The following is a 7797-nucleotide window of genomic DNA, read 5'->3' on the forward strand; positions in this document are numbered from 1 at the left end:
ACTTGTCTCACCGCCAGTCCATGAATCACGCCGACCTCCGCGCCACCCGCCTGCGCGCACCCAAGCCTCGCCAACTCGCCGTATTGGCTTACCTGGCCGTCCTCACCGGCTTCCCGGCGGCGGCCGCGCTAGCGCAGGAGGCAGCGGCGGGCGCCGAGCCGCAGTCGCTGCCCGCCGTGACGGTCAGCGCCACCGCCGTCGATGACGCAGGCCTGCAACTCCAGAAAAAGGCCAGCACCGGTGCGCTGGGCTCGCGCACCCAGCTCGACACGCCGTATTCGACGACCATCGTCACCGGCGAGGATCTGGCCGACCGCCAGGTCAGCAAGCTCGGCGACGTATTCGCCATGGATGCCTCGGTCACGGACAACAGCAACGCCTACAACAGCTGGTCCAGCTACCTGACCGTGCGCGGCCTGCAGGTTGACTGGCAGAACGGCTTCAAGATCAACGGGCAGCCGTTCGTGGCGTACGGCATCACGCTGCCGTACGAGCATATGGAGCAGGTGGAATTGCTCAAGGGCTTGCCGGGCTTCATGTACGGATTTGGCACGCCCGGCGGCATCGTCAACTACGTCACCAAGAAGCCGACCGACACCTTTACCGCTTCGTTCGAGCTGGGCTATCGCGCCGCCAGCGTGTGGAGCGAGCACATCGACCTCGGCGGCCGCGCGGGCCCGGACAACATGTTCGGCTACCGGCTCAATTACACGCATGAGGAAGGCACGCCGTACAACGCGCGCAATATCAACCGCGACACGGTATCGCTGGGCCTGGACGCGCGCCTGACCAAGGACCTGACCTGGACCTTCGACTCGATCTACCAGGACCGCCGAGCCACCGGCCAGATGCCCTCTTTCAGCCTGTGGAGCTACGGCGATACGGCGCTGCCGAACGCGGTATCGGGGCGCATCCGGAACTTCGCCGGCACCGACCAGCACCTGAACACCAACCTGCAGCTGTACAGCACGGGCCTGCGCTACCAGATCAATCCGGACTGGGCCGTCAGCACCAGCTACAGCTTCACCAAGGTCAACCGCAGCCGCAATGAAAGCACCTACAACCTGCTGAACCAGGCCGGCGACTACGTCGACCAGCGCTACGACACCGCGCAGAACCAGCAGGTGGGCTATTGGCAGGCGATGCTCGAAGGCAAGTTCCGCACCGGCCCGTTCGGCCACCAACTGGTGGCGGGCCTGTCGTGGCAAAAGCAGATCGACCGCTATGACAACAACGGCTTTGCCGGCACGATCGGCACCGGCAACATCTTCGAGCCGAACACCAACACGTACTTCAGCTCGACCGCGTTCAACAAGGTGCGCAACAGCGACATCACGCAGAAGTCGATCTTTGCCAGCGATACCGTGCAGCTGAGCGAGCGCTGGTCGGTGCTGGCCGGCTTGCGCGTGACCAATTTCGAGCAGAACGGCTATGTGCCGGTGGCCAGCAATTACACCAAGAACGGCGTGGTCACGCCGACGCTGGCGCTGATGTTCAAGCCGGTGCCGGCGGCCACGGTCTATGCCAGCTACGTGGAAGCGCTGGAGCCTGGCTCGATCGTGCCGGACGGCTACACCAACGCGCGCCAGCTGCTCAGCCCGCTGCGCAGCAAGCAGTACGAGATCGGCGTCAAGGCTGACCAGCAGAAGTGGAGCGCCACCGCCGCGCTGTTCCGCATCGAGCGCGACGCAGAATATGACAGCGTCAGCAACGGCGTGCCGACGCGGGTACAGGACGGCTCCTCGATCTACCAGGGCGTGGAACTGGCCGGCGTGTACCGCCTGGGTTCGCAGTGGGAATTCGGCGGCAGCGCGATGTACCTCGACAGCTACTACGACAAGGGCAATGCCAACATCGACAACCGCGTCGCCGGCGCGCCCGAACTGGTGCTGGCGGGCCGCATCAGCTACCGCGTGCCATACGTGCCGGGCCTGCGGGTTGGCGTCGACGGCAAGTACACCAGCAATATCAAGGTCAACGCGACCAATACGCTGGAAGCGGGTGGCTATACCGTGTTCAACCTCGGCGCCACCTACAACACCCGCGTGTACGGCAAGGACCTGACGCTGCGCGCGGCGCTGAACAACCTGACCAACAAGCGCTACTGGGGCTTCCAGTATGAGAACTACCTGCAGCCGGGCGATCCGCGCAGCGTGAGTCTGACGGCGAAGATCGCTTATTGAGCGCAGCTTTGCCTCCTCTTCCCAGTGCGGAAGAGCAACTGTTTGAAGATAGGGCTGGACGGCGTGCTAACGATGCTTGGTTGGATCCCATGGCGCGCCGTCTTAGACAGCCATTAGCTTGCACATGCAAGCGACGAGCACCACCTTCCTGCCCTTGCAGCGGCCATCGATCGCTGCCGCAAGACAGCAAGAGCGGGGGTAGCGCAGCGCGGACGCACCTGCCCACGCTCCTGACGCTATCAAGCTGCGCCTGGTTCTTTTCCAGTGCCGTCCCGAGTTACTAAGGCGATCAAAAGGCCCCGCAAGCACATCGGCAAAGTCGCACATCCCTCGGCGCCGACTCGCACACGTTGGTTCGCTATGAGCTCGCTTCATCCCACCGCCTAATCGATCATCCACAGCGATTGATTGGATCCAGCCTGTCTTCCCTGTAAGCGCGCGAGAAAGCTCCGGCAGCGGGATGCCTGGCTTTAATGAAAATCTTTGCAAACACCCCGGCAATTTCTGAAATTTCCGATTGTTCCTCGATGGCGATCTTGACTCAATGATACTCGGCAATATGCCGATTTCTCACGAGGAGCAATGATGCAAGATGCGAAGATCAAGAAGATTTACGTTGCAGCATTTGAAGGCGCCAAGACAGCAGAAGGCGGCGAAATCATGCAGGGCTCTGGTCTCTATGCCTACGAGGGCCTTACGTTGGTCAGGGTGGGTGACCATGCAACCTATCCTGACGGCAGCACGGCGGTAATCACTGCTGGCGCCGGCCATGCGTGTGTAGTGGACGGCGTACCCGTCGCAATTGTTGGCAGCCCCTTGAGTAATGGCGACACGATCGCATTCAGACCGGTTAGCGCACTGACGTTCCACGAGCTTGAAGATGAGCCCATCAAGGGATTACTCGACCCCGCCTACCATCCTGTGCGCGCATGAGAGGGCACTATGGTAACCAGAACCTATCTAATCAAAGGTGATAAGGCGGACAATGGCGCCGTAATTGTCGGCGGCAGCCCAGACTCAACCTATCACGGCATCCCGGTCGCACGGGACGGCGACCCAGTTTACTGCCCCGTGTGCAAACGGCAAGGAATTATCGCCTGTACCGGTCCACGCTGGCCTTATAGCGATAACGGGAAGGAAATGGCACTGAGTGGTGATATCTGCGTGTGCGGTTGCGCGAAGCCTCCGGTTTTCTTTGCTTCTCGCCCTTACACAATGACCATGACGGCTGAGGATGTCGCTGAACATTGCGCCTCGTACTCAACCAGCTATATAGGAGACACCAATTCACAAGTGAATGATGAAGTCATTGAGGAATATTTTGAAATTTTTGATGGGGTTACCGGGCAACCCGCAGAGGGCTATCTATACGACCTGTACGCGAACGGCTCGCGCATCCAGCACCAATCCAGGTTCTCTAACGGACGTACCGTGGACATGAAAGGGGAAGGTAATCTGCGCCTCGTAATGTGGCTTGACAAGGACGGGGAAAATCGACCATGACGTCACCATCGACCGAAAACACCGGCGACCTTGATCCGGAAATCAGGCTGCTCGCAGCAATTGCCTACGGGGAGTCATCCACTTCGGACATGTACGAGGAAATGGCCGCACTTGCAAGTATTATGCTCCGACAAAGTAAGGCACGAGGATACAGCAGCCTGGCCAGTTTCACGAGCCAAGAGAAATCATTCTCCTTCGTAGTTGCAGATGGAAATCAACGCTATAAAAGATTGATGAGAGCGACCGCGGCGCAAATTGAAAAGAGTATCGCCATGACCGACGCTGTAAGAGCGGCAAAGAACGCATTTTCCGGGGGCCCCGATTACTCCAATGGCGCATATTTCTGGGATGGCGCGGATATAAAATCCAACTACGCGAATCATTTCAAGGTTCGGCATGGGATCAAGTTCATCAACCCGACCCATAATATTTATAGCATCAAAGAATCCACTAAATTGATCATCAAGAGCAGGACAACAAAAACAAAGGTGGACGGGAAAATTACAAAGAAGACCGAAGAAGTTTATCGTTACGACCACGTGTACGAGTCCACTGCCGCGTATGGCGGAACGATTTTCTGGAAAAACAGTGACGATTACATGAAACTTACAGGAGCAAAGGCGTATCGATGATGAAAATATGCAGATTTATTTTCAAATACGGTTGGATTCCGCTGCTTGCCTTCCCGTTCTGCTCATTCGCAGCCGATCCACCCTCAAAAGTAATTGAGAGTTGTCTGGCATTCAAAGCAATGTCTTCGAGAATTTCTATTGAGGAACTTGATGAACCTGGTGTTCTCAGCGATGACTTCATGTCCGGCTATTCGACGTTCACGTACCAGCGCAATGGAATAGCATTTGGCTATGCGACAAGCAGGGGAAGCCGAGCCGATAAAATCGTATTCGGAATGCAAAAGCGTCCCATTTCAAGTGCAAAGCCAATCGACAAGGTGAGGCCGGAAAGATTAGACCCGACGTTAGCTGAATTTGGCGTGATTCACTACCAATCAAGCACTTACATGTGCATTTCGTCCAATTTCGATGGAATTGGTCGTAGTGGTTCATTCCAAAACGTGAGGTTTGGCTACATTGCCCTCTTGACTGGAAAGGATGGCGCTGCCTTTATGGGGCCGTTGTACTTTTCAGTTCGTGACATACGGACGTTCAAGCGGTAAGCGCGCTTCCTTGCACTTGAGGCGGCAGTGGCGCCGATCTCAAGGCACCTCTATCAGCGTTGAGCAGTCGCTTCCGAGCTCGCCGCCTCCCCGCTCCTTGAAGCGGGCTTTTTACTCGTGCGTCATTCCGCACAATTTCGCCTCGCTTCACGCCCCTCTTTCGGGATAACGAATGTTGACAATCACGAAACTGTGATCTACAACATCGTCTACAGCTTCCAATAATTTTGTAGACAATTTAGTAGACAGCACAGCAAAGCTTCCAACGGCGCACAAAAGAGCCAGACGGCCGCACGTTCGCCTATCGTCAAGACAACCATCTGCCAGGAGACTCAGATGATGCAAACGACCGTAACGCCAGACGCGACCGCCGGCGCGCCGCAGGCGGGGCATGCCGCACACGGCAATGCCCTGATCAAGCCCACCTACGACGAACGGCTGACCAACGAAGACCTGGCGCCCCTGCGCAAGCAGACCTGGGGCACCTACAACATCTTTGCCTTCTGGATGTCCGACGTGCACAGCGTGGGCGGCTACATCACCGCCGGCAGCCTGTTCGCGCTGGGGCTGACCAGTTGGCAGGTGCTGGTGTCGCTGCTGGTCGGGATCGTGATCGTGCAATTCTTCTGCAACCTGGTGGCCAAACCCAGCCAGGTGACCGGCACGCCTTACCCGGTGATCTGCCGGGCCTCGTTCGGCGTGCTCGGCGCCAATATCCCGGCCATCATTCGCGGGCTGATCGCGGTGGCGTGGTATGGGATCCAGACCTACCTCGCGTCCAGCGCCTTCCTGGTGCTGGCGCTGCACTTCTTCCCATCGCTGGCGCCGTATGCGGACGTCAAGCTGCACGGCTTGGCCGGGTTGTCGACGCTGGGCTGGGCCGCGTTCATGGTGCTTTGGTTCCTGCAGGCGCTGGTGTTCTGGACCGGCATGGAGACCATCCGCAAGTTCATCGACTGGGCCGGCCCGGCGGTGTATGTGGTGATGATCGCGCTGGCGATCTGGCTGGTGAACAAGGCCGGCTGGGAGAACGTCAACTTCACGCTGAGCTTCGTCAAGTACACCGGCTGGGAAGCGGTGCCGGTCATGCTGAGCGCGATCGCGCTGGTGGTGTCGTATTTCTCCGGCCCGATGCTGAATTTCGGCGACTTCTCGCGCTATGCCAAGGACTTCAAGTCGGTCAAGCGCGGCAACTTCTGGGGCCTGCCGGTCAACTTCCTGGGCTTCTCGCTGCTGACCGTGATCACCACCTCGGCCACGCTGCCGGTGTTCGGCAAGCTGATCACCGACCCGGTGGAAACCGTCAGCCATATCGACAGCACGTTCGCCATGCTGCTGGGCGCCTTCACCTTCATGACCGCGACCATCGGCATCAATATCGTCGCCAATTTCGTGTCGCCGGCGTTCGACTTTTCCAACGTGTCGCCCAAGCATATCAGCTGGCGCACGGGCGGCATGATCGCCGCCGTGGCCTCGATCTTCATCACGCCCTGGAACCTGTACAACAACCCGGCCGTGATCCACTACACGCTGGACGTGCTGGGCGCCTTCATCGGCCCGCTGTTCGGCATCCTGATCGCCGACTACTACCTGGTGCGGCGCCAGCACGTGGAAGTCGATGACCTGTACACGCTGAACCCGCGCGGCCGCTACTGGTATCGCAATGGCTTCAACCCGGCGGCGGTGGCCACCATGATTCCCGCGGCCATCATCCCGATCCTGTGCGTGGTGGTGCCGGCCTGGCAGGCGGCGGCCAACTACAGCTGGTTCATCGGCATGGGCATCGCGCTGGTGCTGTACCGCCAGCTGGCGCCGCGCATGATGCCGGGCCATCTGGCAGCGCCTGCCGCGCCGGCCTCCGGCCAGGCTTGAACGACCTCTCTCCTTCGACAGCATCCATCTCAGAGCCGCACCCATGAAGCTGAAGATCATCAACCCCAATACCACCGAGAGCATGACCGAGAAGATCGGCCAGTGCGCCCGCGCCGTGGCCGAGCAGGGCACGCGCATCAGCGCGGTCAGCCCGCGCATGGGCCCGGCCTCGATCGAGAGCCACTATGACGAGGCGCTGTCGGTGCCCGGCATCCTCGACGAGATCCTGGCGGGCGAGCAGGAAGGCGTGGACGGCTACGTCATCGCCTGCTTCGGCGACCCGGGCCTTTATGCGGCGCGCGAGGTGGCGCGCGGACCCGTGATCGGCATCGCCGAGGCGGCGATGCACATGGCCAGCATGGTCGGCAGCAGCTTCAGCGTGGTGACCACGCTGGCGCGCACCTGCAATATCGCCTGGCACCTCGCCGAGCGCTATGGCATGAAGCGCTTCTGCAGCAATGTGCGCGCCTGCGACCTGCCGGTGCTCGACCTGGAGCGCCCCGGCTCGGACGCGCGCCGCATCATCACCGAGGCGTGCCGCCGCGCGCTGGTGGAAGACCGCAGCGAATGCATCGTGCTCGGCTGCGCCGGCATGACCGACCTGTGCGACGAGATCGCCGACGCCATTGGCGCGCCGGTGATCGACGGCGTGACGTGCGCGGTCAAGCTCGCCGAGGCGATGGTCTCGGTGCGCCTGGCCACCAGCAAGCGCGGCGACTGGGCGCGGCCGCTGCCCAAGGCGTATGCCGGCATGCTGGCGCCTTATGCGCTGAACTGAGGCGCTGAACTGAGGCGCTGAACTGAGGCGCTCAACCCAGGCGCTGAACCGAGGCTTCGAGAACCACTTACCTGATCCAGCAACATGCTCCAGACACGTTATCCCCGCGACCTGATCGGCTATGCCGCCCAGCCTCCCCACGCACGCTGGCCGGGCGGCGCGCGCATCGCCGTGCAGTTCGTGCTCAACTATGAAGAAGGCGGCGAGAACTGCGTGCTGCACGGCGACGCCGCCTCCGAGCAGTTCCTCTCCGAGATCGTCGGCGCCGCGGCCTATCCCGACCGCCA

The 7797-nt window shown here is 60.2% G+C and carries 7 protein-coding genes and 1 pseudogene; all 8 read left to right on the top strand.

The window, feature by feature from the left end; translation table 11 throughout:
- Positions 1-20: 20 nt before the first annotated feature.
- Positions 21-2183, top strand: coding sequence for a TonB-dependent siderophore receptor (locus tag ACIP1U_RS13285; RefSeq protein ID WP_400315413.1), 2163 nt, complete (start codon positions 21-23; stop codon positions 2181-2183).
- A 585-nt stretch (positions 2184-2768) separates the two neighbouring features.
- Positions 2769-3116 (top strand): PAAR domain-containing protein, encoded by a 348-nt coding sequence (locus ACIP1U_RS13290; protein WP_400315416.1) that lies wholly within the window; start codon positions 2769-2771, stop codon positions 3114-3116.
- A gap of 9 nt (positions 3117-3125) precedes the next feature.
- A complete protein-coding gene (locus ACIP1U_RS13295; protein ID WP_400315418.1) occupies positions 3126-3686 on the top strand; it encodes a PAAR domain-containing protein in 561 nt (186 codons plus the stop codon).
- Positions 3683-4318: a hypothetical protein gene (locus ACIP1U_RS13300; RefSeq protein ID WP_400315421.1), complete on the top strand. Its 636-nt coding sequence runs from the start codon at positions 3683-3685 to the stop codon at positions 4316-4318. Before ACIP1U_RS13295 ends, ACIP1U_RS13300 begins: the two co-directional genes overlap by 4 nt.
- Complete coding sequence (locus tag ACIP1U_RS13305; protein WP_400315424.1) at positions 4315-4860, top strand: hypothetical protein; 546 nt, start codon at positions 4315-4317, stop codon at positions 4858-4860. The genes ACIP1U_RS13300 and ACIP1U_RS13305 overlap by 4 nt, the downstream gene beginning before the upstream one ends.
- A gap of 336 nt (positions 4861-5196) precedes the next feature.
- Complete coding sequence (locus tag ACIP1U_RS13310) at positions 5197-6732, top strand: NCS1 family nucleobase:cation symporter-1 (protein WP_400315426.1); 1536 nt, start codon at positions 5197-5199, stop codon at positions 6730-6732.
- 43 nt (positions 6733-6775) lie between these two features.
- Positions 6776-7510 (top strand): aspartate/glutamate racemase family protein, encoded by a 735-nt coding sequence (locus ACIP1U_RS13315; RefSeq protein WP_029045211.1) that lies wholly within the window; start codon positions 6776-6778, stop codon positions 7508-7510.
- An 84-nt stretch (positions 7511-7594) separates the two neighbouring features.
- Positions 7595-7797, top strand: a pseudogene (locus ACIP1U_RS13320) (allantoinase); the annotation flags it as partial.

It is taken from the genome of Cupriavidus sp. NPDC089707, from assembly GCF_044748965.1.
Classification (GTDB): domain Bacteria; phylum Pseudomonadota; class Gammaproteobacteria; order Burkholderiales; family Burkholderiaceae; genus Cupriavidus.

Excerpts from the sequence above, each read along its gene's own strand:
- ACIP1U_RS13285 (WP_400315413.1), top strand. The coding sequence starts at position 21 with ATGAATCACGCCGACCTCCGCGCCACCCGCCTGCGCGCACCCAAGCCT.
- ACIP1U_RS13290 (WP_400315416.1), top strand. The coding sequence starts at position 2,769 with ATGCAAGATGCGAAGATCAAGAAGATTTACGTTGCAGCATTTGAAGGC.
- ACIP1U_RS13295 (WP_400315418.1), top strand. The coding sequence starts at position 3,126 with ATGGTAACCAGAACCTATCTAATCAAAGGTGATAAGGCGGACAATGGC.
- ACIP1U_RS13300 (WP_400315421.1), top strand. The coding sequence starts at position 3,683 with ATGACGTCACCATCGACCGAAAACACCGGCGACCTTGATCCGGAAATC.
- ACIP1U_RS13305 (WP_400315424.1), top strand. The coding sequence starts at position 4,315 with ATGATGAAAATATGCAGATTTATTTTCAAATACGGTTGGATTCCGCTG.
- ACIP1U_RS13310 (WP_400315426.1), top strand. The coding sequence starts at position 5,197 with ATGATGCAAACGACCGTAACGCCAGACGCGACCGCCGGCGCGCCGCAG.
- ACIP1U_RS13315 (WP_029045211.1), top strand. The coding sequence starts at position 6,776 with ATGAAGCTGAAGATCATCAACCCCAATACCACCGAGAGCATGACCGAG.